Annotated in this window: 22 protein-coding genes; 8 read left to right on the top strand and 14 right to left on the bottom strand. The window is 63.3% G+C overall.

What is annotated here, in order from left to right:
* Nucleotides 1-100: 100 nt before the first annotated feature.
* The 7 genes from CQ020_RS10740 to CQ020_RS10710 form a co-directional block, all read right to left on the bottom strand.
* Complete coding sequence (locus CQ020_RS10740; RefSeq protein ID WP_258141825.1) at nucleotides 101-601, bottom strand: sensor histidine kinase; 501 nt, start codon at nucleotides 599-601, stop codon at nucleotides 101-103.
* Between the two features lie 199 nt (nucleotides 602-800).
* Nucleotides 801-2,384, bottom strand: a complete 1,584-nt coding sequence (locus CQ020_RS10735) for a carbohydrate-binding domain-containing protein (protein ID WP_105691834.1) — start codon at nucleotides 2,382-2,384, stop codon at nucleotides 801-803.
* Between the two features lie 44 nt (nucleotides 2,385-2,428).
* The gene (locus CQ020_RS10730) at nucleotides 2,429-3,217 is read right to left on the bottom strand and encodes a polyphosphate polymerase domain-containing protein (RefSeq protein WP_258141824.1); all 789 of its coding nucleotides are present in this window, start codon (nucleotides 3,215-3,217) and stop codon (nucleotides 2,429-2,431) included.
* A complete protein-coding gene (locus tag CQ020_RS10725) occupies nucleotides 3,214-3,933 on the bottom strand; it encodes a DUF4956 domain-containing protein (protein ID WP_105691833.1) in 720 nt (239 codons plus the stop codon). Before CQ020_RS10725 ends, CQ020_RS10730 begins: the two co-directional genes overlap by 4 nt.
* On the bottom strand, nucleotides 3,933-5,096 hold the full coding sequence (locus tag CQ020_RS10720; protein ID WP_105691832.1) for a bifunctional glycosyltransferase family 2/GtrA family protein: 1,164 nt from the start codon (nucleotides 5,094-5,096) through the stop codon (nucleotides 3,933-3,935). The genes CQ020_RS10725 and CQ020_RS10720 overlap by 1 nt, the downstream gene beginning before the upstream one ends.
* Nucleotides 5,093-6,079: a phosphodiester glycosidase family protein gene (locus CQ020_RS10715; protein WP_105691831.1), complete on the bottom strand. Its 987-nt coding sequence runs from the start codon at nucleotides 6,077-6,079 to the stop codon at nucleotides 5,093-5,095. The genes CQ020_RS10720 and CQ020_RS10715 overlap by 4 nt, the downstream gene beginning before the upstream one ends.
* 65 nt (nucleotides 6,080-6,144) lie before the next feature.
* On the bottom strand, nucleotides 6,145-6,732 hold the full coding sequence (locus CQ020_RS10710; protein WP_105691830.1) for a DinB family protein: 588 nt from the start codon (nucleotides 6,730-6,732) through the stop codon (nucleotides 6,145-6,147).
* 258 nt (nucleotides 6,733-6,990) lie between these two features.
* Between CQ020_RS10710 and CQ020_RS10705 the strand changes: the two genes are divergently transcribed.
* A complete protein-coding gene (locus CQ020_RS10705) occupies nucleotides 6,991-9,363 on the top strand; it encodes a polysaccharide lyase 8 family protein (RefSeq protein WP_105691829.1) in 2,373 nt (790 codons plus the stop codon).
* A 70-nt stretch (nucleotides 9,364-9,433) separates the two neighbouring features.
* On the opposite strand, the gene CQ020_RS10700 is transcribed toward CQ020_RS10705, so the two are convergent.
* The gene (locus CQ020_RS10700; protein WP_105691828.1) at nucleotides 9,434-10,636 is read right to left on the bottom strand and encodes a substrate-binding domain-containing protein; all 1,203 of its coding nucleotides are present in this window, start codon (nucleotides 10,634-10,636) and stop codon (nucleotides 9,434-9,436) included.
* Nucleotides 10,637-10,778: 142 nt separating this feature from the next.
* On the opposite strand from CQ020_RS10700, the gene CQ020_RS10695 reads away from it, so the two are divergent.
* Nucleotides 10,779-12,278, top strand: a complete 1,500-nt coding sequence (locus tag CQ020_RS10695) for a sulfatase-like hydrolase/transferase (RefSeq protein ID WP_105691827.1) — start codon at nucleotides 10,779-10,781, stop codon at nucleotides 12,276-12,278.
* Here CQ020_RS10695 and CQ020_RS10690 read toward each other — a convergent pair.
* Entirely contained in the window at nucleotides 12,275-13,300 is a 1,026-nt protein-coding gene (locus CQ020_RS10690) for a Gfo/Idh/MocA family protein (protein ID WP_105691826.1), read from the bottom strand. The two genes, CQ020_RS10695 and CQ020_RS10690, sit on opposite strands and share 4 nt — an antisense overlap.
* 259 nt (nucleotides 13,301-13,559) lie before the next feature.
* On the opposite strand from CQ020_RS10690, the gene CQ020_RS10685 reads away from it, so the two are divergent.
* The 5 genes from CQ020_RS10685 (at nucleotide 13,560) to CQ020_RS10665 (ending at nucleotide 17,623) form a co-directional block, all read left to right on the top strand.
* Nucleotides 13,560-14,897: an ABC transporter substrate-binding protein gene (locus CQ020_RS10685; RefSeq protein ID WP_105691825.1), complete on the top strand. Its 1,338-nt coding sequence runs from the start codon at nucleotides 13,560-13,562 to the stop codon at nucleotides 14,895-14,897.
* On the top strand, nucleotides 14,897-15,910 hold the full coding sequence (locus CQ020_RS10680; protein ID WP_105691824.1) for a carbohydrate ABC transporter permease: 1,014 nt from the start codon (nucleotides 14,897-14,899) through the stop codon (nucleotides 15,908-15,910). Before CQ020_RS10685 ends, CQ020_RS10680 begins: the two co-directional genes overlap by 1 nt.
* Nucleotides 15,911-15,920: 10 nt before the next feature.
* Nucleotides 15,921-16,829: a carbohydrate ABC transporter permease gene (locus tag CQ020_RS10675; RefSeq protein WP_105691823.1), complete on the top strand. Its 909-nt coding sequence runs from the start codon at nucleotides 15,921-15,923 to the stop codon at nucleotides 16,827-16,829.
* Nucleotides 16,830-16,886: 57 nt separating this feature from the next.
* Entirely contained in the window at nucleotides 16,887-17,207 is a 321-nt protein-coding gene (locus CQ020_RS10670; RefSeq protein WP_105691822.1) for an MmcQ/YjbR family DNA-binding protein, read from the top strand.
* Nucleotides 17,208-17,290: 83 nt separating this feature from the next.
* Nucleotides 17,291-17,623, top strand: a complete 333-nt coding sequence (locus tag CQ020_RS10665) for a DUF1388 domain-containing protein (protein WP_105691821.1) — start codon at nucleotides 17,291-17,293, stop codon at nucleotides 17,621-17,623.
* A gap of 82 nt (nucleotides 17,624-17,705) precedes the next feature.
* On the opposite strand, the gene CQ020_RS10660 is transcribed toward CQ020_RS10665, so the two are convergent.
* The 4 genes from CQ020_RS10660 to CQ020_RS10645 are packed head-to-tail and all read right to left on the bottom strand — an operon-like array spanning nucleotide 17,706 to nucleotide 22,814.
* Nucleotides 17,706-18,518: a bifunctional allantoicase/(S)-ureidoglycine aminohydrolase gene (locus tag CQ020_RS10660; RefSeq protein ID WP_105691820.1), complete on the bottom strand. Its 813-nt coding sequence runs from the start codon at nucleotides 18,516-18,518 to the stop codon at nucleotides 17,706-17,708.
* 14 nt (nucleotides 18,519-18,532) lie between these two features.
* On the bottom strand, nucleotides 18,533-19,795 hold the full coding sequence (locus CQ020_RS10655) for a DUF6986 family protein (RefSeq protein ID WP_024818031.1): 1,263 nt from the start codon (nucleotides 19,793-19,795) through the stop codon (nucleotides 18,533-18,535).
* Nucleotide 19,796: 1 nt separating this feature from the next.
* On the bottom strand, nucleotides 19,797-21,395 hold the full coding sequence (gene aceB, locus CQ020_RS10650; protein WP_105691819.1) for a malate synthase A: 1,599 nt from the start codon (nucleotides 21,393-21,395) through the stop codon (nucleotides 19,797-19,799).
* An 18-nt stretch (nucleotides 21,396-21,413) separates the two neighbouring features.
* A complete protein-coding gene (locus tag CQ020_RS10645; protein ID WP_024818029.1) occupies nucleotides 21,414-22,814 on the bottom strand; it encodes an NAD-dependent malic enzyme in 1,401 nt (466 codons plus the stop codon).
* Between the two features lie 221 nt (nucleotides 22,815-23,035).
* On the opposite strand from CQ020_RS10645, the gene CQ020_RS10640 reads away from it, so the two are divergent.
* Complete coding sequence (locus CQ020_RS10640; protein ID WP_024818028.1) at nucleotides 23,036-23,791, top strand: IclR family transcriptional regulator; 756 nt, start codon at nucleotides 23,036-23,038, stop codon at nucleotides 23,789-23,791.
* A gap of 234 nt (nucleotides 23,792-24,025) precedes the next feature.
* On the opposite strand, the gene CQ020_RS10635 is transcribed toward CQ020_RS10640, so the two are convergent.
* Nucleotides 24,026-25,534, bottom strand: coding sequence for a nucleobase:cation symporter-2 family protein (locus tag CQ020_RS10635; RefSeq protein ID WP_105691818.1), 1,509 nt, complete (start codon nucleotides 25,532-25,534; stop codon nucleotides 24,026-24,028).
* Nucleotides 25,535-25,621: the final 87 nt, after the last annotated feature.

Raw genomic sequence — 25,621 nt, 5'->3', positions numbered from 1 at the left:
CAATCCGTAGGGATAACCCGGCTGAAAAGTAGCTACAGAATACGTCCGGCACAGCTGCGCGGCTACGGGTAGGGCACCCAAAAATGGTCCCAAATAGGACTCAATCCAGCGGCAGCGTCACCCTCACACTGGTGCCCCGCCCAACCGCGGAGTCGATGTCTACTGTTCCACCGGCGTCGTGGACTGCTATGGACATCAGCAACAAACCGAAACCGTGCCGCCGGCCACTGGGTGCGGCGTGGATTTCGAAACCGCTGCCATCATCCGTGACGGTGAGCTGGATGCCGTGGTAAACGGCGTTGAGGCGGACGGTGAGCTCGCTGGCATTCGCGTAGTTGAGGGTGTTGCTGAAAGTCTCTTGGGCCACGTGATAGAGGAGGGCGGCGGCTGTGGACGAGATCTCGATGCCGTGATGCGGAGTGTGCCAATGGACTGTGACGCCCTCACGACGCAGGGGTGCTGCAAGCCGGTCGATGCATCCCGCGACACCCAGCGCATAGAAATCCACGGGGTTCTGGTCCTGGATGATGCCCTTGATGGACACCACCTCGGTTAGTGCTGATGCCTGTTCCATTGCTTCCCCCACGTGATCGTGATTCATACTTGAAATTCGTTGCCGAAGCCCCTATGTATGGGTGCTTCGTACTTCCAGCGTGGCGCTGCTATATCAAGGAAGCTTTTCGATTGGCTCAAGTTCGCATCAAGTTTGCGGGGGAGGCTTGCCGTGGGTGGACTGCTCGTGTTGGAGCGCCCGACGGCGGTGCTTGAGTACCGTCGTCGGGCGCTGTGCAACGCCGGATCTAGCGGCGGCCCGGACCCTGAGCCTGGGTGTACTCGCCTGCGGTGACGGTGCCCTGCTCCTCGGCACCGGAAATGGAACCGGTGGTGACGCCGGCATCGGCATCAGCACTGCCACCCGTGTACACGGTGTACGTGGCCCCGTCGGTAATGGCCGAGGACGAGTACACCAGGGATGCGCTGGTCTTGGTGGTCACGAACGTCGCAACCACGGCCCCGGCCGAGTCAACAATGTGTACCGGTGTGCCTGCTGACAAAGACGAGCTGAAGGTCAGCTGCACACCGGACTGCGTGGACGAGGTCGCCGGGGTCACCGCCATCCCGGCACTGCCTGCCGCTGCAACGGTTCCGCCGGTCACGGTGAGTTCACCGTTCACGTCCAGCGCGCCGTTGCCATCGTTGGTGGGACCGTTGACCACCACGGTGCCACCGGAGATGGTGGCGTTGCCGTTGGAGTCCAGGCCGTCGCCCTCCGAGTTAATGGTGAGCGTTCCACCGGAGACGTCCACGGTGTAGTCGCCCACCGTTTCGCCGCCGCCCATGCCCCCACCGCCGGGTCCGCCCATCCCGCCAGCGGCCGCGCCGGTATCGGTACTGGTGGACGAGCCGCCCGAGGCGTTCACGCCGTCGTCGTTCGCCGTGACGGAAACTTCGCCGCCGGTAATGGCGATGTGCTGTGCCTCCAGCCCCTCCTCGGACTCGGCAACGGTGACGCTTCCACCACTGACTGTCAGCGTATTGAAGGCTTTCACGCCGTCGTCTCCCGCGTTGACTGTCAACGAGCCGCCGCTGACCAAGAGCCAACCACGGCCTTCGTCAGTCTCGTTGTCAGCCTTCACGCCGTCCCCACCCGCGGTTACCTGGTAGGCGCCGTCCAGCAGCACGGTGTAGTCCTTGCCCCGGATGCCGTCGTCCACCGCGTCCACGGTGACTTTGCCCGCGGCCATCACCAAGCCGTCCTTGGAGACGATTCCGTCGTTGGACTTCCCGTTGACGGTGAGGGATCCCGTTCCGGCGATGGTCAGGTCTGCCATGGAGTAGAGGGCCGCGTTGGGAGCGTCCTCGCCTTGATCGGCGTAGCTGGTGGCATCGGTCAACGTGTTGGTGCTGCCATCCGCCAAGTACACGATCGCTTCGTCCGCGCTCTGCACTACGAATGGTGAGCCTGAAGAGTTACCCAGTTCCACGCCGTCCAGGATGATCCGCACCGTATCTTCTCCCGCAGCCACCACGATCTGCCCGTCACTGAGGGAGCCGCTGAAGCGGTACGTTCCGGCGGTGCTGATGGTGACGGTGTTGCCGTCGACGGCCACCCCGGTGGAGGACGACGACGTCACTTTGCTGCCGCCGTCGGACAGGCTGATTGCCACTTCTGTTGCGGCGTCCCACGTGAGGTCATCGCTGTCGTAGTGGGTGTCTTCTTCGATGGTGCCGGCCGTGACTGCCTGCTGGGTGGTGCCGGTCGACGTTCCAGTGGTGCCGGTACTGCCGGTGGACGTGGAACTGGTGGCGGCGGTGGAGCAGCCGGCCAGGGAGATGGCCAGGGCGACGGCGGCAACGGAAAGGGAAGTGCGGAAGGAGCGCATGGTGGATTCCTAAGTCTGTGGAGGGAGAGTCTGTGGAGGGAAAGTCAGTGGAGGGGGCGCAGGGGCATCCTGCGCCGAAGCGTTTGGTTCCAGCGATTGGCGGGCAGCTCGGGATGGAGGGCGGCCATGCCGGTGGCGAACTTGGAGATGCGGCAAGGGCGGACGCCATGTGCCCACAAGTGCCTGTCCAAAGGGCCGGGAGCGGAGCCGGACTTCGTCTCCACCACCACAGCGTTGTCCAAAACCCAGGGCTGGCCATCGGGACTCTGCCAGGTGACGTCGGAGTCGATGGTCGCGCGGCTGCCGGATTCGGGAAGGTATAAGGTGATGCGGTCGTAGCGGGTGGAAAGCACCGGCTCCAGCGGGCCGAACGCGACATCGCCGATGGTGGCCGCGAGGGTCTCGTTGACATACGCCAGCCCCTCCTCGGTCAACCGGTCGCGGTCGACTAGCTCATAGGGGATGCGTTCTTTGACGGTGGCCTCGCGGGCGCCTTCGGTCTTGACTTCCAGGAAGCTCACGGCACTGTCCACATAGGTTCGGGTGCGGACCTTGAACCGACGGCGCCTGCCATGCGCGGCCAGCAGGTAGCTGTCCAAACCGGGTGTATCGAAGTAGACGGAGTCGTAGTCGAAGGTCCGCTTCCCGTCCATCTCCAAGACCCGGGCTTCGGTGCTGAATGTGCTGAGGATCTTGCGGGCCGTTGCCGACGGAACCAGATACTTCCGATCGACCCGGGTCAGCAACGCGGCTTCCGCAGTGAGTTCTTCAAGTCCGACGGCGGGAAGCTGGCCCAGTTGCGGCATGATCGGTTCGGCGTCGATGCGGCTCATGCGACACCGGCCGAGGTGGGTACGGACTGCTGGGTTTGCTGGGGTGCGGGCTGTGGGGACTCAGCCGGCTGGGTTGTCTGAGCCGGCAGTTCCTCCGGCGCCGGGGTCAGCGCGCCGGCAGGCTGGTTGAAACCAAGCTGTGAGTGCCGCGGCTGGGACAGATCCTGGTGGAGGGGGCGGACCGCGTACCGGACATCAACGATCGTCTTGTCGTTGACCATGTCCAACTCCTGGATGGTGGCCGAATGAACTGTGCCGTTGAGGACTTCCTCTAACCGGGCGAAGAGCTCGGGCTCGCTGTTAATGGCTCGGTCCAGCACCACGATCTGATGGCGGTAGGCCGGGAGGACCCGGGGGTTGTCGCCGACGAACATCACCAGCAGGACCAGTGCCATGAGGGACAGGGTCAGCCAGAGCGGCTCGACGCCGATGCCCGCAATCAAGCCCAGCGCCAACGCCGAGAAGTAGTAGGCCACCTCGTGCTGGGCGAGTTCGGTGGACCGGAGCCGGATGATGGAGAGAACACCAAACAAACCCAGTCCCAAGCCAACACCAGCGGCCGAACCGGACAATGCTGTGGCAACTGCCAGGACGCCCACGTTCATGCCCAGGTATGAGACAACCAGGTCGCGGCGCCGGTGCCGGCGGAGGTAGAGGGCCAGCGTCAGAATGGTGATGGCGGCCAGGTCTGCCGCTATGAGGATGATGGTGTTCATCAGTTACTCCGGAATCTCTTGGGGGATTGATCTTCACTTTTCCCGGCGAGGCTGTGCTGAAACTGTGCCCGGACCAAGGCTGGGATATGTGTTTCGACGGCGACTGGTTCCTTTGGTGTGGCCGGGATGCTTGACGGAACATGAGCCTTGCGGACGAAGAGGAAGCGGTGCTGCACGGCGTAGCTGACACCAAGCAAGGCGGCTTCGGTAAGGATTTTGGCGGGCAGGTCCGGAACCTGGATTGAGGTGAGCGCCCAGATTGCTGTGTAGTTGGCGGCCAGCAGGACCGCCACCAGCGCCACATAGCCGGAAGCCGCGGCGCGGATCGAGGTGTCCCTGCCGTGCTCAAACACCAGGCGTCGGTTGATCATGAAGTTCACAGTGGCGCTCACCAACCGGGCCCCCACCACCGCCAGCAAAAGGGAGTCCGTCAAGGCGCTCAGGAGCAGGAACATCACCAGGTCCACCACAAAGGCGGACAAAGACGAGCCAAGGAACTTCAGCAGGGGAGCATAGATCCTGATCGAGTCGGCCACGGGGCGGAAGTGTGAACCCGAGTTGTCGTCCAGATAGACGGTGGCGATCTGGACACTGTGGATGCCATAGCCGGCAGGTTTCGCCTCCAGCAGCAGGTTGAGTTCGTACTCGTACCGCTGACCGCGAACCGTCAGCAGCCAAGGGAGCATGTCAGCCCGGTAACCGCGGAGGCCCGTTTGCGTGTCCGTGATCCGTTGGCCCGTGGCGAGCCTGAACAGCCACCGCGTCACCGTATTGCCGAACCTGCTCCGGGCCGGAACGTCACCGGTGAAGTTCCGGCAGCCCAGGACCATCGATGCGGTGACATGGCGGACGCGGTCGGCAACGGCAAGGATGTCGGCCACTGCGTGCTGCCCATCGCTGTCAGCACAGACCACATCATGGCCCGGGAAGCGCTCGGCGATGAAGGCGAAACCCCTTTTCAGTGCGTGGCCCTTGCCACCGTTCACGGCATAACTGAGCACATGGCACCCAAGCCGCGCGGCGTCGTCGAACGTGTCCTTATAGTCAGGCCCGGAGCCGTCATCCACCACAACGATGGTCAGCCAAGGATCAGCTTCTTGAAGATTGCGGACAAGGGCAGGGAGCTGGTGGTCCGGCTCGTACGCCGGTATCAGGATGATCATGATTGGGCGATGTAGAGGATGTCCGAGGTGCCGCGCTCTTTGTTTTCGCCAAGCGGGTTGTTCACCAGGGATCCGTTGAAGTACATGGTGGACGAGCCGCCACCGTCCACGTTGTACGCGGTGGTGGCGCCGAGGTCCTTCATGATCTGGGCCAGTCCGGTCATGGTGACACCGGCGCTGTAGCCGGGGCTGCGGCCGTCCACCACCACGAACACCAAGTGGTTCTCATCGATGACGCCCACGGCCGTGCGCGGCTGTTCGCCTTGGATGGAGTGGTTGCCGAAGTTGGTATCCACCTCCATGTCCTCGATGCCCGAGGCGATCTGGCCGTTGTCCAGCAGAGAAGGCCCGAAGGAGAGTGTGTTCCACACGCCGTCCGCGATGAGCTGGTCGGCGGTGGTGGCGGTCTCGTCGTACACCTTGACGGTGCCGTCCTTATAGAAGGCGAGCCCTTGCCGCGCACCCTCATCCCGATACACCACACCGTTGCGGATCACGATGCCGGTGTCGCGGAAGCCGTAGTAGTCGCCGTTGATGGCGAAGATTGCGTTGTGGTCCTCGGCGATCGCGGACGTGGTCTCGGTGATGTTCTCGCCGTACGTGTCCTCGGCAAACGCCGACTTCAGCGTGGTGGCTTCATCAAGCACGACGTCGGCAACGTAGTAGGTGACGGTGTCGTCACCGCTGCCGGTGGTCACGGTTGAGACGGTGACACCCGTGTTGCCTTGCGTGTACGAGGTATCGGTGACCACGGCGCTCGCCGACGTGTCAGCGGAGGAAGCGTCCGTCGTCGTGGTTGTGGTGGTGCCGGCCTGGCTTGCCTCGTACTCGGAGACGTTGGTGATCTCAGCATGCGGGACCACGAACCGGTCCAAGGCCCAGGCGGCGGCACCCCCGGCAGAGAGAGTGACCGCCAGAACGGCGGAGATCACGGCGCGCCGTGTCCGGCCGCCCTTACGGTGTTCGGTCTGTGGAGGAGTCATTCCTCATTTCTACGGAGCAAGGCTACGCCCGAGGTTTGCCCAACATATGCGGGGGCTGTGAAGGTTTACCCTCTGGAGGGGCCTGCCTCCAATGCTGCCTGCTCAATGCGTGCACGGTGGGCCGCCCATTCTTCCGCGGTCCGGCCGGGGATATTCGGATCGGCAGGCCTCTGACCTATGGAGCCGTCGATGAGCTCGCGAATGATGTCTGCATGTCCTGCATGGCGGGCGGTCTCCACGCACATGTGAACCAGGATCTGGTGGAGCGTCACGTTCTTCTTTTCCTCAGACCACCACGGCACAACGCCCGGCGCATCCAAAGGGAGGGATTCGATGGTCTCCTCGCTGTGCTTGGCCGAGAAGTGGTGCAGCTCCAGGATCTCCTCCCGGCTCTCGGTGGCAGGTACCCACATATCGGAATCCGGTTCGGCGTCGTCCGCCAGCCAGGGCAGGTCCCTGCCACTTGGCCGTCCGAAGGTCACCCCGAAATAGTCCAGCTCAACGCTGGCCACATGTTTCACCAAACCCAGCAGGCTGGTTCCCGTGGGCGTCATGGGCCGCCGGGCGTCGTACTCACTCAGTCCGTCCAGCTTCCCGATCAGGTCCGCCCTCCGGAGCTGCAAATAGCGGAGCAGCGTTGCTTTGTCATCCATGCTGAGCACTCTACCGAAGGGCCCGGGCGGCGGGGCACGGGCACCGAGTTCGCTGGAAACGTGCCAATACCCCCGGATACCTCCAGCGAACTCGCAGCGTTCCCGCGATCTCGCACACCTCCGGCGATCTCGCGGCCACGTCCCGGGTACTGCTTTATTCCTCCCTTCCACCTCGCGTTGACTACAACGCAAGCCAGTGGAGGGCCCCGGCCAAAAGACGCCGGACCATGTCCATCCACGAGTGTTAGGAGCAACTCCTTGTCACTTCAATTTCCCCGCAGGACCCTGCTTCAGGGTGCCGGTGCCCTGTCCCTCGCAGCAGTGGTCAGCTCGATGTTCGCCCAGAATGCCTGGGCCGAAACCCAACCTGATGCCACGGAGTTCGCAGCGTTGCGAAACCGCTGGGTGGATCAGATCACCGGCCGCACCGTCATCCAAGCCGGAGACGCAGACTTCGCGAAAGCGATCACAGCCCTGAACAGCAAAGCCGCTGACTCCTTGGCAAAGCTCAACCGGGCGTCCGGCCGGGCGTCGGTCTTCACGGATCTGTCCTTCGCCAAGGACGCCGAGATGGTGACCACGTACACGCGCCTTTCCCAGCTGGCTACGGCCTGGGCCACACCAACGGCGGCCGTGTTTGGGGATGCTTCAGTGTTGGCAGACATCAAAGCGGGCCTCGCCGATGCCAACACGCTCTGTTACAACCACACCAAGGAAGAGGTGGGCAACTGGTGGTCGTGGGAGATCGGCGTGCCTCGGGCTTTGGCTGACGCCATGGTCCTGCTGCACGCCGAGCTCTCCGCCGCTGAGATCCAGGCCTACTCCGCAGCGATTGACCACTTTGTCCCCGATCCGTGGCTGCAGTTCCCGCCCAAGCGCGGCAAGATCACCTCAGTGGGAGCGAACCGCGTGGACCTGTGCCAGGGAATCATCATCCGGTCCTTGGCTGGAGAGGACACTCCCAAACTCCAGCACGCCATCGCCGGGCTCAGCCAGGTGTGGCAATACGTCACCAGCGGCGACGGGATCTTCCATGACGGCTCGTTCATCCAGCACAGCACCACGCCCTACACCGGCTCTTATGGGGTTGTGTTGCTGAATGGCCTGTCCAAACTGTTCGCGCTGCTGGGCGGCACCGGCTTCGAGGTCAACGATCCATCACGGAGCATTTTCTTCGACGCCGTTGAGGGTTCGTTCGCGCCGCTCATCATCAACGGAACCATGGCGGATTCGGTGCGTGGCCGGAGTATCAGCCGGGAGGCCAACACCGGCTATGACCTCGCCGCAACCAGCATTGAAGCCATCCTGCTCCTTGCCCGTGCCATGGACAGCACGACGGCGGGCCGGTGGCGGGGCCTCTGCGCAGGCTGGATCACGCGCAACACGTACCGCCCCATCCTGACCGGGGCGAGCGTTCCACGGACGGCTTTGGTCAAAGAGCTGCTGGCGGCCGGCGTCGCGCCTGTGCCTGAATCCCCGGGCCACCGGCTCTTCCCAGCCATGGACCGCACCATTCACCGGGGCAGCGGCTGGGCGTTGTCGCTGTCCATGGCCAGCAACCGGATCGCCTGGTACGAATGCGGTAACGGCGAAAACAACCGGGGATATCACACCGGTTCAGGCATGACCTACTTCTATACCGCGGACCTCGGCCAGTACGACGACGCCTACTGGGCCACCGCCAACTACAACCGCCTCCCCGGCACCACCGTGGACACCACACCTTTGCCGGACAAGGTGGAAGGCGAATGGGGCGCCGCCGTCCCTGCCAACGAGTGGACCGGGTCCACCGCTCTCGGTGACGTAGCCGCCGTCGGGCAGCACTTGGTGGGTCCGGGCCGCACCGGCCTGTCGGCCCGGAAGTCCTGGTTCGTCAGTGGTGACGTCACCGTCTGTCTCGGCGCGGACATCACCACCGGTTCTGGCGCCAAGGTGGAAAGCATCGTGGACCACCGCAACCTCCACCAGGGCAACAATGCACTCACGACGGCGTCGGGCACCATCGCGGAAACGGCCGGTAACGCTGTTGTGCTGAGCGACGATCGCTGGGTCCATCTGGAAGGATTTGGTGGCTACGCCGTACTGGATTCCTCCCCATTGACGGTGCTCCGGGAGAGCCGTTCCGGAAGCTGGTCGGGAGTGAACATCAACGGCAGTACCACTGTGCAGCAACGGAACTTCGCAACCATCTATGTTGATCACGGGGTGGGTTCCGTGCCAAGGAGTTATGCCTATCTGGTGGCCCCCGGGGCTTCGGCCAAGGAGTGCAGCAAGCTTGCGAGGGGCAACAAGCATGTGGTGATCCGCAACGATGCCACTGCGCAATCGGTGGAGTTCACGGCAGAGAAAACCACGGCCGCGACGTTCTGGAAGCCCGGGACGGCGGGCGACCTTGGCTCATCGGGACCCGCATGCGTGGTGTTCTCCAGGCACGGCAATATTCTCAGCCTGGCGGTCAGCGAGCCAACACAGAAGGCTGCCAGCCTCACGCTGACGCTGCCTGAGGGCACCTGGTCCAGCGTGGAGGAAGGTGCGGGCACGCTGGGGACGGACGCCGCGGGCAAGACCACCCTGACGCTGGACATGGCCGGGCTCAGCGGTCAGGCAAGTGTGGTGAAGCTCCGCCGCTAGACCCTCGTTGTGAGGCCCGTTCTGCGCGCCACCCCGGGCGGTGGGAATGCAGAGCGGGCCTCACATCGCGCTAGGCAGGGCTGACCAGCTTGGCCCCGCAGGAATCGCGGACCACAATCCTTGGCCGCAAACGGATCTGGTAGAGGGGACAGGCATCTCCCTCGGTCAATCGGCGCAGCAGGACATCGGCCGCCATGACGCCCAATCGATGCTTGGCGGGGGAGACTGCCGTGAGGGGAATCTGCGCGAGGTCGGCCATTTCGTCGTCATAGGAAACCAATGCAAGGTCTTCCGGCACACGAATCCCGTGGCGGGACGCGGCCCCTTCCAACAGCGCCGCTTCCCGATCGCCGAATACCAGGGCCGCCGTGGCGCCACTGCCCGCAAGGAGTTGGAACATGTGCTCGGCTTGGTCCGCTTCCCATTCCGGCTTGGTAGCGCTGAATGCCATGTGGCGGTGCCCGCTGGCGTCCAGTCCCAGGGAATTGTCCAGTCCCAAAGCGTCGACGGCGGCCGCATGGCCAGCGATCACCGCGGCCTGGGTGGGGTTGCTGCTTCGCGCGGCCTCGTTCGCCCGGGTGAGCAGCCCAATCTTTCGGTGACCCAAGCGGTGAAGGTGCATCACGGCGTCGTACGCTCCGCCTTGGTGATCCGAGCAGACGTGTTCGGTCCGGTCTCCCGGCCCCAAATCGTCCAGGCTACGCTCCAGCAGCACCACAGGAACCGGCAGGGCCATGAGCTCGGCCACCCGCTGCTGGGGATTGTCCAGGCCGGTCAGCGTCGGCACCAGGATGAGTCCGTCCACGCCCGCATCCAAGAGGAACTCGATGCTGGCGTTCTCCCGGGTGAAGTCGTAGTGGTAGGTGGAGAGCTGCAAGCTCGCGCCGCGGGAGGACAGGTGTTCCTCGATGCCCTGCAGTACCTGGGGGTAGTAAAGCTGCGTATCCGGCAGCAGGACACCAATCACGTATCTGGAGCGCTTTTGCGAGCGCTGCGGCGCGGCGACGAAGCTCCCGGCACCCTGCCGCCGGACCACCAGCCCCTTGTCCACCAGGTCTTCGAATGCCCGGCGCACCGTGGTCAGGGACAGCCCGGTGTCCAGGGACAGCTGCTGCTCGGTAGGCAGCTTGGTTCCCACGGCCCACGTTCCTGCCAGAATTCCCCTGCGCAGGTTGTCGCTGAGGTTCTGGAATTTCAGGTTCTGCTTGGCGGTGTCGCGGACGGTCGCGGAGGCAGGTTCAGCCTGGAATGGCTGAGGGTTCTTCCTTGGCATGATCAAACTCCACCTGTGAACGGACGATTACTCCTATCCTGCCCCACAGATTAGAGAGTATTTAGATATTAATTTCTTGCATCTGCAAGGTATTTGGGAATGCTTATTGATTCCTCGCGTGGAGGGTGCGTAGCAAGGAGGGGTGTCCAACGAAAAGCCAAACATCATCTTCATCCTGAGCGACGACCAAGGGGCGTGGGCGCTGGGATGCGCCGGAAACACGGAGATCCAGACTCCCCATCTGGACGCCCTGGCGGCCCGCGGAACGCGTTTGGAGAACTTCTTTTGCGTGTCGCCCGTCTGCTCGCCGGCCCGCGCCAGTCTCATGACAGGGGATATCCCTTCGCGCCACGGCGTCCACGATTACCTGGCCGGTAGTGAAACGGGGCCGAAAGCTGTGGACTATCTGCAGGGGCAACCTTTGTTTACGGATGCCCTGGCCGATGCCGGCTACCGCTTGGGTCTTTCCGGCAAATGGCATTTAGGCGCGAACGATGTTCCCCGGAAGGGCTTCAGCCATTGGTTTGCGCTGCAGGGTGGCGGCAGCCCCTATGACCGGTCCGTGATGTACAGGTTCGACGGCGGCACCAGCCACCGGGAGTTGGTCACCGAATACTTGACGGATGCGATCACCCGCGACGCCCTGGACTTCATCGAAGAAGCCTCGAGGGAACCCGCGCCCTTCTTCCTTGCCCTCAACTACACCGCGCCCCACAAACCGTGGAAGGGCCAGCACCCGCCCCAATTCGAGGATCTTTACAGGGACTGCCACTTCAGCAGCTGTCCTCAGGAACCCCTCCACCCGTGGACGCCCACCGTGGATGGCGTGCCGATCGGCGGCGAGGCGGACGTGCGGGCGGCCCTGGTGGGGTATTTCGCGGCGGTCAGCGCCATGGATGCTGGGATTGGTGACGTTCTGCGGCGGCTTGCAGAACTGGGCATCGACGACGACACGCTGGTGATCTTCAGCAGCGACAACGGCTTCAACTGCGGCCATCACGGCATCTGGGGCAAGGGCAACGGGACGTTCCCGCAGAACGTCTACGACTCCTCCGTCAAAGTCCCCGCGATCTTCGCACTCCCGGGACGGATCCAGCAGGGGACTGTCCTCACGGAATTGTTGTCCGCCTACGATGTTGCCGCCACGGTTTTGGAGCTCGCCGGCCTGGACTGGCAAGCCTTCGAACGCGGCCCGGGTCGCTCTTTCGCGGAACTGCTGCGCGTGCTGCCGGATGCTGCGGGGAATAGCGCCGCTAAGAACCCCGACGACGGCGGGCTGGCGGACGCTTCTGGGGGGCGCACCGTCGTGGTCTTTGACGAGTACGGCCCGGTCCGGATGATCCGCAGCGCGGAGTGGAAGTATGTGCACCGTTACCCGCATGGTCCCCACGAACTGTACGACCTTGGGGCGGACCCGGATGAACGGGCCAATCTGGTGGATGAACCGGCGCACGCAGAACGTGTATCCGCCATGAGGGCCCAACTTCAGGAGTGGTTCCAACGCCATGCGGTCCCTGGACTGGATGGAAGCTGGCTCCCGGTGGCTGGGGCAGGCCAGACTGCGTCCGTGCTGGATGATCCCTTGGGGGCCTTTACACCACCCAACTGGGACGGCACGGCCGCAGCCGGCCGTGCCGACTAGGGGACTTCGCTGAGGACTCGTCCGGCGTGGGTGTCGTCGCCGGACGGGTTGAGGACCAGGGGAATACCGCTCTTGGCTGCCTCGTAGGACGCAAGAACCACTTCAACAATGTGGCGGGCATGTTCCACGCTGACTTTCGGTGTTCCGCCGTCCAGCACTTTGATGAAGTCCTGCAGCTGCAGGTAGAAACCCTCCTGGATGTCCTCGGGTTGTGGCTGCCAGACAGTGCGTGTGGTGCCGTTGCTGCGGACCAGCGTTCCGTGGTGAGGGCTGCACGAAATGGTGCCGTGCTCGCAAACGATCAGGACCTCGTCTGTGCGCTGGGTGGAGTCGGATACCACCACAACGCTGACGTGGACGCCGTTGCGGAGCGTCAGCGAGATGGCGCCGTCCGTTTCCACCGGAACGCCGAACCTCTTGAGGGTCGAGGCAGTGAGGGATTCCACCGGTGCGCCGCCAAACCAGAGGGAACGGTCCAGGCAATGGCCACCGATGTTCATCAGCGCCCCGCCGCCGGCCATGGCTTCGCTGAAGAACCACTCCGGACGGGTGCCGGGACGGTAGTCGGTGGTCCTGTAGTCGCGGATCATCAAGACGCGGCCAAGTTCACCCCCGGCCAGCACGTCCTCGGCCGCCAGCTTCTCCGGCAGGAAATGCTGGATCTGTCCGATCACCAAGGACACCCCGGCGTCGCGGCAGGCCTGGATCATGCGATCGCAATCGGCCACGGTGGTGGCCATGGGCTTTTCAACCAGAACGTGCAATCCGTGTTCTGCTGCGGCGAGCACCATCTCCAAATGCAGGGCGTGCGGGGTATTGATGATCACTGCGTCCAGCCCAGCCTCGCGGAACATCGCCGCGTAGTCGGTGTAGACCTGGGCCGCCCAGCGCGAGGCAACCCCTTCTGCGGCTTCCTGCCGGAGGTCGCAGACAGCAGCCAAGTGGACATTGCTGATCCGTCCGGCGGATTCAGCATGGAAGTGTGCCACGGCACCGGCGCCAATGATTCCCAGTCGTATCAATTTCCCTCTTTAGCTCGGAGCCGAAGCGCGGACACAGCCTGCCCGCGCAGATCACCTTGATTGTTGGGGAGCGTCAAGGGAGGAATAAATGCCTAATCGGAGTGAACTGCGGGCTCGGCGTCAGGTACCCGCGCGGGGGGATTGGAGACCGATGGCGACTCATTCAAAAGTACTCATTGAATCCTGCTTTCACGGGCTGTGAGAGTCGTCTCACTGAACCGCATCCGGCCGGTTCCCCCTCACTTGAAAGGTGATTCCCATGGGCAAAACAGCCCGTCATCTTCGCCCGCTGGCCGCCCTGTTGGGTGCAGCACTTGCCCTGTCCACCACTGCATGCGGTGGAGCCACAGATGCCTCCACCGCTGCCGAGGCCGTGGACATTTCCGGCTCCATTTCGGGGCAAACCATCAACTACTGGTCCATGTGGAAAGACGGTGAGCCTCAGCAGAAGGTCATCGCTGCTGCCATCGCCGATTTCGAAAAGGAAACCGGAGCCACCGTCAGCGTTCAATGGCAGGGGCGCAGCAACACGGAGAAACTCGTTCCCGCGCTGAACACCAACAACGTCCCGGACCTGGTGGATGGTACCTTCGCGAAGCTCGCCCCTGTGATCGGCGAAACGGGGCAGGCGAGCCCTCTGACCTCCGTCTACTCCTACGAAGTTGACGGCAAAAAGGTCAGCTCGGTGATTCCGGAGAAGTTCACCAGCAATGGTGTTTTCAAGGGGGAAGATGGTCAGCCGTGGATGGTTCCCTACAGCATCAGTTCGGATGGCATCTGGTTCGATGCCGCCAAGCACCCTGAGCTCAAAGCCACTCCGCCAGCCACGTGGGACGAATTCATTGAGGTCCTGGACAAACTGAAGGCCGGAGGATCGGCTCCCATCGCGGCGGACGGTGACATTGCCGGCTACAACTCCACCTGGTTTGTCACGGCGCTGCTCCGGCTCAAGGGTGCCGGCAGTTTCAAGGCACTTGTTGAGGACAAGTCCGGTGAAGGCTGGGACGACCCCTCAGTGCTCGAAGCAGCCCGGAAAGTGGAAACCCTGGTCAAGGGTGGCTACCTCAACAGCGGCTACAACGCGAGCAAGTTCCCCGCGCAGCAGCAGCTCTGGGCGAACGGCGACGCAGCCCTCATCCTCAACGGATCCTGGACGCCAACAGAAACCGGCTCATACGCGGCCCCCGGATTCGAGTACTCGTCCTTCCAATTCCCGGCAATGGGAGACAAACCAGCCAGCGCACGTGTGGACTTCATCGGTTTTGCAGTACCGGCCAAGTCAAAGAACCAGGCCCCCGCGCAGCGCCTTGCAGCCTTCATGCTGAGTGCCAAGTACCAGAATGCCCTCGGAACGGAAGCCAAAGTGCTGCCTGTCCGGCCGGACGCGCCGGTGGATCCCGCCGTCGAGTCCGTCAAAGCAGCCATTGACGCGGCTCCGGCCACGCACCTGCAAAACGACGGCGTGACCTTCCCCGGCTTTATGGAGAAGGTCTTCTTCCCCAAGGATGACGAGCTGTTCCTCGGGAAGACCTCTGCTGACGAGTTCATCGGGAAGATGAAGGCCGCGCAGATCCAGTACTGGAAGGACAACAGCTGATGACCCTCCACCTGACGGAGCCACGGACAGGCGGTGCGCCCGCCCACAGTCCGGAGTCCCGGAAGCCGGGATCACGGAAACCGGGCCCCCGGAAGTCGCGGCGCGGCAGCCGTCCCGGAGGGAGCTCCATCGACGTGCAGCGCAAGAAGCTGCTGATTCCCTTCGTCGGTCCGGCTTTCGTTCTGTACACGGTTCTCTTCATCGTGCCCGCACTCGGTGCCGTATGGATCAGCCTGCACAAGTGGGCGGGTTCGGGCCCCATGAAGTTCGTTGGGCTGGACAACTACGGCAGGATCTTCCGGGACCAACTATTCCTTTCGTCCTTTGGGAACACCCTGCTTTTGCTCTTCGTGGTAGGTACGGCGATCTTCGTCCTGGCCTTTGCGTTGACGCTGGTGCTCAGGGACATGGCCGGGAAGAAAATTGCCCGCAACGTCATCTTCTTCCCGCACCTCATCAACGCGCTGGTGTTCGGTGTCCTCGCCGGCTTCATTTTCAACCCCGGAGGAATGGTCAACAGCCTCCTGGCGCCCCTCGGGGTGACCGACCCGCCCAAGTGGCTGGCTCAAGACAACATCTTCCCGCTCATCATGGTCACCCTCGTTTGCACCACCACCGGTTACTTCACCACCATCCTGATGGCCGGCGTCGACCGTATTCCGCCCTACTACTACGAAGACTGCGCCTTGGCCGGGGCGTCCGCTTTCCAACGGCTGCGCTACGTGATCCTGCCGCTGACGTGGGATGTTTTTGGTACCTGTGCCGTGTTGTGGACCATTTCGTCAGTGAAGATCTTCGAGATCGTCTGGGTCTTCGGTGGCAGTTCAGGGGCTGGCGTGCCGCCAACGCAGAGTTGGACGGCAGCCGTGTACACCTACGTCAACGCTTTCTCCGGGCAGTCAACGCCGGCCTATGGGGCTGCAACGGCCTCTGCCGTGTTGTCCTTGGCGCTGATCTCCGTCCTGGTTGTCCTGCTGCGCCGCGCCATGCGCCGCGACGCCGTCGAGTTCTAAAGGAAAAGTCATGAGCCAAGACAAACTGCTTGCACCTTTGACCCCTGTCCGGCGTCGGCCAGGACGCGGCGTCAGCCCTGCACTGCGAGGGGAGCGCAGCATTCTCCGGGGAATGGGGGTGGCGCTGCTGTGGATGGTGGTGGTGATCAGCATCGCCGCCCTCGTGTGGATGGTGGCCCAGGCTTTCAGGGATACCCGGGCCATCCTCGATGATCCGTGGGGCGTCCCAACATCACTGGACTTTGGGAACTTTGTCCGTGCCTGGACTGTTGGGGACTTCGCCGTCGCAACGTGGAACAGCCTGTTGACCACGGTGGTTTCCTCGGTCCTGACGGTAGCCATCGCGGCTCCGTGCTCGTACTACCTGAGCCGCGTGGACAACAAGCTGACCCAAGGACTGAGCCTGTACTTCATCCTGGGCCTGGGGATTCCGGCACAGGTCATCCTGATCCCGCTGTTCGTGATGCTGAACAAGGTGTACCTGACGGACAACATCATCGGGCTGAACCTGGTGTACATCGGCGTCTCCATGCCCTTCACGGTCTTCCTTCTCACCGCGTTCTTCCGTTCCCTCCCCTTGGAAATGGAAGAAGCCGCGGCGCTGGATGGGACCACGGCATTCGGGACGTTCTGGCGCATCACCTTGCCGTTGGCCAAAGGCGGCATCCTGACCGCGTTCATCCTCCAGGTCATCTCGCACTGGAACGAGACACTGCTGGCCCTGACGCTCCTTCAATCCACTGAGAAATACACCTTGCCCGTGGCCCTGATTTCCTTCGTTCAGCAGCAAACCTACTCGGGAGCCGACTGGGGCGGGCTCTTCGCCGGGCTGGTAATCGTGGTCCTGCCGATGCTCATCATCTATGTATGGCTTGGCCGTCGGCTGACGGAGGGGCTGACGCTGGGGATGGGCAAATAGCCTCCGACGGCGGAGCGGCCTCTTGTCCTCGGCGGAGCGCCAATGCCAGAGTGAACCATGGCAACAGAAGAGGACGTCAGGAGAATCTGCCTCGGCATGGCCGGAGTGACTGAGCGCCCCAGTTGGGGGCAACCGGCATGGTTTGCCAAGTCCCTCATGGCACGCATCTGGGAAGAGGGGGTTGTCACGGTCAAGACGGATGAACGCGAGGCGCTCGCCGCCATGGAACCGGATACCTATTTCTGGACCCCGCATCACGAACAGTCCCCGAAGCTCCTGCTGATCCGGCTCGAGCGAATCGAGATGGACGAGCTCGACGAACTGCTCCAGGAGTCGTACAGAATCGCGGGCGGCCCCGGCAAAGCAAAACCCAACTAGGTCGCAGATCAGGTCGTTCTCAGCGCTGGGAACGACCTGATCTGCTACTCAGTTGGGTGCGGACGCGGGTTAGACTCGGCCGCATGGGGGAACAGAACACGCCTGAGGAACAGAACGCACCTGGGGAACAGAACACACCCGGGGAAAACAGCACACCGCAGCCAGCACGGAAACCGGCAGCCGTCGTCGTGCCTTTGCTGGGCCTGATCGCGGTGATTGTGGGCGTGATCGTGGCATGGACCAACCAAAGCACGGACTTCGGTTGGTTTGCCTACGCACCCCTAAGCAACACGATGTTCATTGGCGACAACGGCTCATTCGTCAGCAAGGAAACGCAGCTTGGGCTTGCCGTGACGGTTCTGGGGCTGCTGGTCCTCGCATTCTGGGCGGGGCTCAGAATCGGCCGCCGCCGCTGAGTTCGCCGGAAAACGACGAAATCGCCGGATAGCTCCAGCGAACTGGCAGCAATCCGGCGATCTCGGCGGCGCAAGCAACAGACTAGGTGAGCTTCACCTGGCGGTTCATGTCCTTGTACAGCAGGTAGCGGAACTCGCCCGGACCACCGGCGTAGCAAGCCTGCGGGCAGAACGCGCGCAGCCACATGAAGTCGCCGGCCTCCACCTCAACCCAGTCGTTGTTGAGCAAGTACATGGCCTTGCCCTCCAGGACGTACAGGCCGTGCTCCATGACGTGGGTCTCCGGGAAGGGGATCACGCCGCCGGGCTGGAAGGTGACGATGTTGACCTGCATGTCGTGGGCGAGGTCGCTGGAGTCCGTGAAGCGCGTGGTCTTCCAGACGTCGTCGGTGTCCGGCATGGAGGTGGGCTCAATGTCCTTCTCGTTGGTGACGAAGGACTTGGCTTCGAAACCTTCGAGGCGTTCGTAAGCCTTGCGGATCCAGTGGAAGGAGACGATGTCGTTGGAGACGTTCTCCAGGCCCCACTCTGCTCCGGCGGCCAGGTAGGCGTAGCCGCCCTCTTCGAGGTGGTGCAGCTCGCCGTCGAGGGTCAGGTTGACCTGGCCCTTGGTGACGAAGATGACGCCTTCAACGCCGGACTCGAACTCGGCCTTGGGAGCCCCGCCGCCCGGTGCGATCTCCACGATCAGCTGCGAGAACGTGGTGGCGAAGCCGGAGATCGGCCGCGCGATGATCCACGAGCGCGTGTTGGAGAAGCCCGGCAGGTTGCTGGTGACGATGTCCGTCATGACGCCCTTGGGGATCACCGTGTAAGCCTCGGTGACGATGGCCCGCTCGGTGGTCAGCTGGGTCTGCGGCGGCAGGCCGCCTTGTGGGTAGTAGTACTTGCCCATGCGAAATGCTCCTATCAGTGGGAAGTCGGTTGCGCGAGCCGCGGGTGTGCCAGTGCGGTCAGCTGTGAAAGTTCGACGCCGGCAAGCGCCTTGACCTCGTCGGTGGCCACTGCGCCGCACTGGACGCCGCGGAGGACGAAGCCAGCCAGGGCGCGGGCGGTGGCGGGCTCGTCCATGACGCCGCCTTCGGTGCGCTCCACGTAGTTGCGGAGGCGGAGGGCCGCTGCGGGCAGGCCTTCGCGGTAAAAAGCGTACGACGCCGAGAAACGGCTGGGCAGCTGGGCGGCGTGGAGATCCCAGCCCTGGTAGTAGCCGTTTTCCAGGGAGCGACGAACCAAGCGGCCGTGCAGCTTCCAGGCGTCTTCCACGGAATCGCCCACGGGGATGATGTTGGTTGAACCGTCGGACAGGCGGATGCCCGTGCCGGCGACAGCGAGCTGCATGACTTCTTTGGCGAAGTCGGCCACCGGGTGTTCCATGGACTGGTATTCCGCGGAGATACCCAGCGAGGCGCTGTAGTCATAGGTCCCGTAGTGCAGGGCGCTGATACGGCCCGGAACAACGTGGGGGAGCTGTGCCACCGGCGAGGTTCCGTCAGCACCGATGATGAGCTGCGGCGTTTCCACCTGCACCTCAAAGCGGAGCCGGCCGGCGGGGAGCCCGTGGACTTCCTCAAGTCGGGATACTGCGAAGTCCATGGCCTGAACCTGGGCCACCGTGGTGACCTTGGGCAGGGTGAGGATCAGCCCGGCGGGGAGTTCGCCGGCTTCAGCCAGCGTGGAGACGAACAAGTCCAGCGTCTTCAGGCCCCGGGCCCGGGTGGGGGCTTCGAAGCACTTGAAGCGGATGCCGATGAACGGCGGAGCTGTTCCGGCCGCGACGGCAGTGGCAACAGCTTTGGCGGCAGCAACGGCGTCGGCGTCTTCTGCCTCATCGCCGCGGTCGCCGTAGCCGTCTTCGAAGTCCAATCGCAGGTCCTCGATCGGTTCAGCCGAAAGCTTCGCTGCCACACGCTCCGCAACAGCGGCAGCCAGGTGAGACTCCTGGCCCAGCAGCTGACCGAGCTTCTCCAGGCCGCCGTGAGCCTCCGCCGTCGCCAGCGCCTGTGCACCCCACTCTGCCGCCAGGGAAGGCGTGAAGCGGTCGGCGGGAATGTAGACGGTGTGGATGGGCTGGCGTGAGCCGTCGTCGCCGGGGTAGTTGCGGTCCAGCAACTGGTCCGTCGCCGCAAGCTGGGACTCGATGTGAGCCAGATCAGATGAAGAGAATGAACCCATCTCAGCCCACCAGCTCATACGCGGGAGTGGTGAGGAAGTCCGTGTAATCGTCGGACAGACAGATGTCCTCGATCAGCTTGGAGGCCGGCTCGTAGTACGCCTTGAAGTTCTCGTCGCCGAATTCGATGCGCAGGCGTTCGGTTTCTTCGCCCAGGATGCGGCTGACGAGTTCGCGGGTCACGGTGTTGCCCGTGTCCGCGAGGACGGACTTGTTGCGGATCTGCTGCCACACCTGCGAGCGGGAGATTTCCGCGGTTGCGGCGTCTTCCATGAGGTTGTGGATGGCAACTGCGCCGCTGCCGGAGATCCAGACGCCGGTGTAGGCCACTGCGACGTACAGGTTCAGGCGCAGGCCCGCTTCGGTGACGTGGCCTTCGGCGGAGGCGACGTCGATGAGCTGCTCGGCCGTGACGTTCACCTCGGGGCGCTGCTTGTCCAGCTGGTTGGGACGGTCGCCCAGCACGGAGTCGAACACTTCGCGGCAGGTGGAGACCAGGTCCGGGTGGGCAACCCAGGACCCGTCGAAGCCATCGTTTGCTTCGCGGGTCTTGTCGGCGCGGACCTTGTCGAAGGCTGCGGCGGTGACGTCGGGCTGCTTGCGGTTGGGGATGACGGCGGCCATGCCACCCATGGCGAAAGCGCCGCGCTTGTGGCAGGTCTTGACCAGGAGTTCTGTGTAGGCGCGCATGAACGGTGCCGTCATGGCCACGGTGGCGCGGTCCGGGAGGACGAACTCTTCGCCGGCATCACGGAAGTACTTGATGATGCTGAAGAGGTAGTCCCAGCGGCCGGCGTTCAGGCCCGAGGCGTGGTGCCGCAGTTCGTAGAGGATCTCGTCCATCTCGAATGCTGCCGGGATGGTCTCGATGAGCACTGTGGCGCGGACGCTGCCCTGGGGGATGCCCAGGAAGTCCTGTGCGAAGACGAAGACGTCGTTCCAGAGGCGGGCTTCCAGGTGGCTTTCCATCTTGGGCAGGTAGTAGTACGGACCCTGGCCGTTGAGGAGGAGCTGCTTGGCGATGTGGAAGAAGTGCAGGCCGAAGTCCACCAGCGCACCCACGGCGGGTTCGCCGTCGATCTGCAAGTGGCGTTCCTCCATGTGCCAGCCACGCGGGCGGGCCACCACAACGGCCAGGGGAGCGTCGGTGCGGAGACGGTATTCCTTGCCTTCGGGCGAGGTGTAGCTCAGGGTGCCCTGGGCGGCGTCGCGGAGGTTGAGGATGGCGTCGATGACGTTGGGCCACGTGGGCGTGCTGGCGTCTTCGAGGTCTGCCAGCCACACCTTGGCGCCGGAGTTAAGGGCGTTGATGGCCATCTTGGCCGGAGTAGCCGGGCCGGTCATCTCAACGCGGCGGTCCTGCAGAGCTGCCGGTGCCTCGGCGACCTTCCAGTCGCCGTCGCGGACCTCCTGGGTCTCGGGGAGGAAGTCCAGGCGGCTGGTGTCAGCAACCTTCTGGCGCTTGACGCCGCGTGCCGCCAGAAGTTCGTTGCGGGTGCCAGTGAAGCGCTTGTGCAGTTCCTCGATGAAGGCCAATGCCTTGGGGGTGAGGATTTCCTCGGCGCGATCGACCGGCCGGGGATCGGTGACTGTGATAGCCATGTGAGCGGATTCCTTTTTCTAGAGTGCGCTGGCGGCGTTGGCGTGCGCAGCGTTGGCTACGGCGGTCGCAACGTCGGCGGCAACATGGGGATCGAAGACGCTGGGGATAATGTAACTCGCGTTGAGCTCATCGTCAGCTACCCGGTTGGCAATTGCCTCGGCGGCGGCCACCAGCATGTTCGGCGTGATGTCCGAGGCTCCGGCGTCCAGCAGCCCGCGGAAGAAGCCGGGGAAGGCCAGCACGTTGTTGATCTGGTTCGGGAAGTCGCTGCGGCCGGTAGCAACCACGGCTGCGTGCTTGGACGCGATCACGGGATCGATCTCCGGCGTCGGGTTGGCCATGGCGAACACAATCGCGTCCTCGGCCATGGAAGCAACCTGCTCTTCGCCGATCACGTGCGGGGCGGAGACGCCGATGAAGACGTCTGCTCCCTTGAGGGCGTCATGCAGGGTTCCGGAGAAGCCTTCTTCGTTGGTGTTCGCGGCGATCCAGCTGCGGTGTTCGTCGCCGTATTCCTGGCCGGAGTGGATGGCGCCGGAGCGGCCGGCGGCGATGATGTGCTGCGCGCCCTGGGCCTTGAGGAGCTGGATGATGGCCGAGCCGGCAGCGCCGACGCCCGAAACCACGATCTTTACCTCGGAGAGCTTCTTGTCCACAACGCGCAGGGCGTTGACCAAGGCAGCGAGGGTGACAATCGCGGTGCCGTGCTGGTCATCGTGGAAGACAGGGATGTCCAGTTCTTCGCGGAGGCGGTTCTCGATTTCGAAGCAACGCGGTGCGGCGATGTCTTCGAGGTTGATGCCGCCGTAGACGGGGGCCATGGCCTTGGCGATCATGATGATTTCTTCGGTGTCCTGGGTGTCCAGGCAGACCGGCCAGGCGTCAACGTTAGCGAACTGCTTGAAGAGCGCGGCCTTGCCTTCCATCACGGGCAGGGCAGCGGCGGGGCCGATGTTACCCAGGCCCAGGACGGCTGAACCGTCGGTGAGGACGGCGATGGTGTTGCGCTTGACCGTCAGGTTGCGGGCTGCGGCCGGGTCTTCTGCAATGGCCATGCAAACGCGGGCGACGCCGGGAGTGTAGGCACGGGAGAGGTCGTCACGGTTGCGCAGGGCTACTTTGGGGACAACTTCGAGCTTGCCACCGAGGTGCATGAGGAAGGTGCGGTCCGAGACGTGCTGGACGGTGACGCCGTCGAGGGCGTTCAGGGCGTCCTTCACGCGGCCTGCGTGATCGTCGTCCGTGGTGTTGCAGGTGACGTCAACAACGATCGTCTCGTGGTGGGATTCCGTGACGTCCAACGCGGTGATTGCTGCACCGGCTGCGCCGACGGCTGCTGCCAATTCGCTGGTAGCTGTGAAGCTCGACGGTGCGGCGACGCGCAGGGTGATCGAGTTTCCGGGGCTCGGATTCGCCATTGAAATTCCTCCTGTAAGGCCCGTTCCCGGGCCGCCGTTCCAAACTGAATGTTTTCGTATTATGGATATTATTATCTACAAAGTGGAAACACAACCCCTTGCTTGGTCATGTTTGGCGTCATCGCGCAGGTGCGGGTTGTGCTGTATGTTGGGTGTTCTAAGCAATTCTTTTCACGATGCGGATAAGAGTTGTCGGAATCTGAGTCATTGGAGACAAGGGAATGGCTGAAAAAGCCTCCGGAGGCGTGCAGTCCGTTGAGCGCGTCTTTGAACTGTTGGAACTGATCACGGACGCGGGCGGCGACGTCACGCTGAGCGAACTTTCGTCGTCCACTGACTTGCCCTTGCCCACCATCCATCGCCTTTTGAGGACCCTGGTGTCCTTGGGCTACATCCGACAGCTGCCCAACCGCCGCTACGCCTTGGGCCCGCGCCTCATCCGCCTCGGCGAAGGTGCCAGCAAGCAGCTCGGCGCTGTGGCCCGTCCGCAGCTGAAGACCTTGGTGGAACGCCTCGGCGAAACCTCCAACATGGCCGTGTTGGACTCCGACATGGTCATCTACGTTGCCCAGGTCCCGTCCATGCACTCCATGCGGATGTTCACCGAAGTCGGCCGCCGTGCCCACACGCACGATACCGGCGTGGGTAAAGCCATCCTCGCCCAGTTGGACGACGAGGTTGTCCGCGGCATCGTGGCCCGCACCGGCATGCCTACTCCCACGGCCAAGAGCATCGGCGACATCGACTCCCTGCTCGCAGACCTCAAGCTCATCCGCGAACGCGGGTACTCCATTGACGAGGAAGAGCAGGAGCTTGGCGTCCGCTGCTTCGCCATGGCCGTGCCCAATGCGCCCACCCCCACGGCAATCTCTGTCTCCGGGCCGATCACCCGCGTTGACCAGAGCTTCGCCGACCGCGCTGTGCCCATGCTGCGTGACGCAGCCATGGCGATCTCCGCGGAGCTCAACCAGAACTAGCTTCCCACCCGCGCTTCCAGCGCGCGAGGTAGCAAAAGATGGCAATGTTTCCCGGAAGCATTGCCATCTTTTGTCATGTCCGGACGACAAGTGTGGGCCTGCCCAAGGTGAGTCCCACGCGTTGCCGGGTGCCGGCGTCGTACATTCCGTGAGAGGCGACCATTCCACCCAGACGACAAAGGCGGCAGTGTCCCCCAAGGAAACACTGCCGCCTGTCATCTGCGCGTGCGGAAGCTAGTGCTCTGACGCGCTGGATGTCTTGAGTGGGACTTCCTTGCCGTCGGCGTCGATCAGCTTGCCGTTTTCGAAGCGGTCGCCTTCGCTCAGGCACTTGATGTCCTCTTCGCTGACAATTCGGTCAGTGCCCGCCACGAACACCGACTGGTTGTCCGAGTTGCCGGCCTTGAAGTGGTTGAAGAGGATGTTCAGCAGGATGGCCATGACGGCGGCCGAGCTGATGCCGGAGTGGAAGATCGTGGCGAACCAGGAGGGGAACTGGTCGTAGAACTTCGGGGCGGCGATGGGGATCATGCCGAAGCCGATCGAAGCCGCCACGATGATCAGGTTCATGTTGTTCTTGTACTCAACCTTGGCCAGGGTACGGATACCGCTGGCGGCCACCGTACCGAAGAGCACGACGCCGGCACCGCCCAGGACGGGCGTCGGAACCGCTGCCACAACGCGGCCCAGGATGGGCAGGAGGCCGAGGATTACCAGGATGAGCCCGCCGGCGCTGACCACGAAGCGGCTCTTGATGCCCGTGATGGCCACGAGGCCCACGTTCTGGGCGAAGGCGCTCTGCGTGAAGGAGTTGAACAGCGGGGAGATGGCGCTGGAGAGCATATCTGCGCGGAGGCCGTCGCCGATGCGGCGGGAGTCCACCTTGGTGTCCACGATCTCGCCCACTGCGATGATGTCTGCCGAGGTCTCCGTGAGTGTCACCAGGATGACGATGAGCATGGAGATGATCGCGGCGATTTCAAACGTGGGAGCACCGAAAGCGAAAGGCGTGGGGAATGCGACGATGTCGCCCTGGCCAACCTTGGAGAAGTCAGCCATGCCCGCAACCAACGCGATGATGGTGCCGATGACCATGGCCAGCAGGATGGAGAGCCGCGAAATGGCGGCGTTGCCAACCTTGCTCAGGAGCAGGACGACGCCCATGGTTGCTGCTGCAAGGCCAATGTTGGCCATGCTGCCGTAGTTATCAGCCTTGGCGTTGCCACCCATGGCCCAGTTAGCGGCCACCGGCATCAGCGTCAGGCCGATGGTGGTGATCACCGTGCCGGTAACAACCGGTGGGAAGAATTTGATGATCTTGGAGAACAGGGGAGTGATCGCCAGACCAATCAGCGAGGCCACGATCACCGAGCCGAACACCGCCTGGATGCCTCCGCCACCTTGGACGATCGCCACCATGGTGGAAACACCGGCGAAGGAAACGCCCTGAACCAGCGGCAGCTGCGAGCCGAACCAGGGGATGCCTACCGTCTGGAGGATGGTGGCGAGGCCGCCCACAAACAAGCAGGCGGCGATGAGGAGGCCGATGTCCTGGGAGTTCATGCCGGCCGCTGCACCAATGATCAGCGGCGGGGCAATAATTCCGCCGTACATGGTGAGGACGTGCTGGAAGCCGTAAGCGAAGGTGCTGCCGATGGAGAGACGCTTGTCCTCGGGCCGTTCGGGCTTATTCGACTGCGAGGAGGTGGTATTCGCAGGGCGGGATTTTTTCTTGATGTTCATGGCAGACTTTCTGGGTTCATGGCAGACGTCTTCGTCTGGCTAACTGTGTCTGGCTAACAAAATCTTGGGTTTTTTGGGGTTGGGTTT

Origin of the sequence: Arthrobacter sp. MYb23 (assembly GCF_002979775.1) — a bacterium.
Classification (GTDB): Bacteria; Actinomycetota; Actinomycetes; order Actinomycetales; family Micrococcaceae; genus Arthrobacter.
The sequence above is the reverse complement of the archived record's forward strand: the minus strand, read 5'-3'. Positions and strand labels throughout refer to the sequence as shown.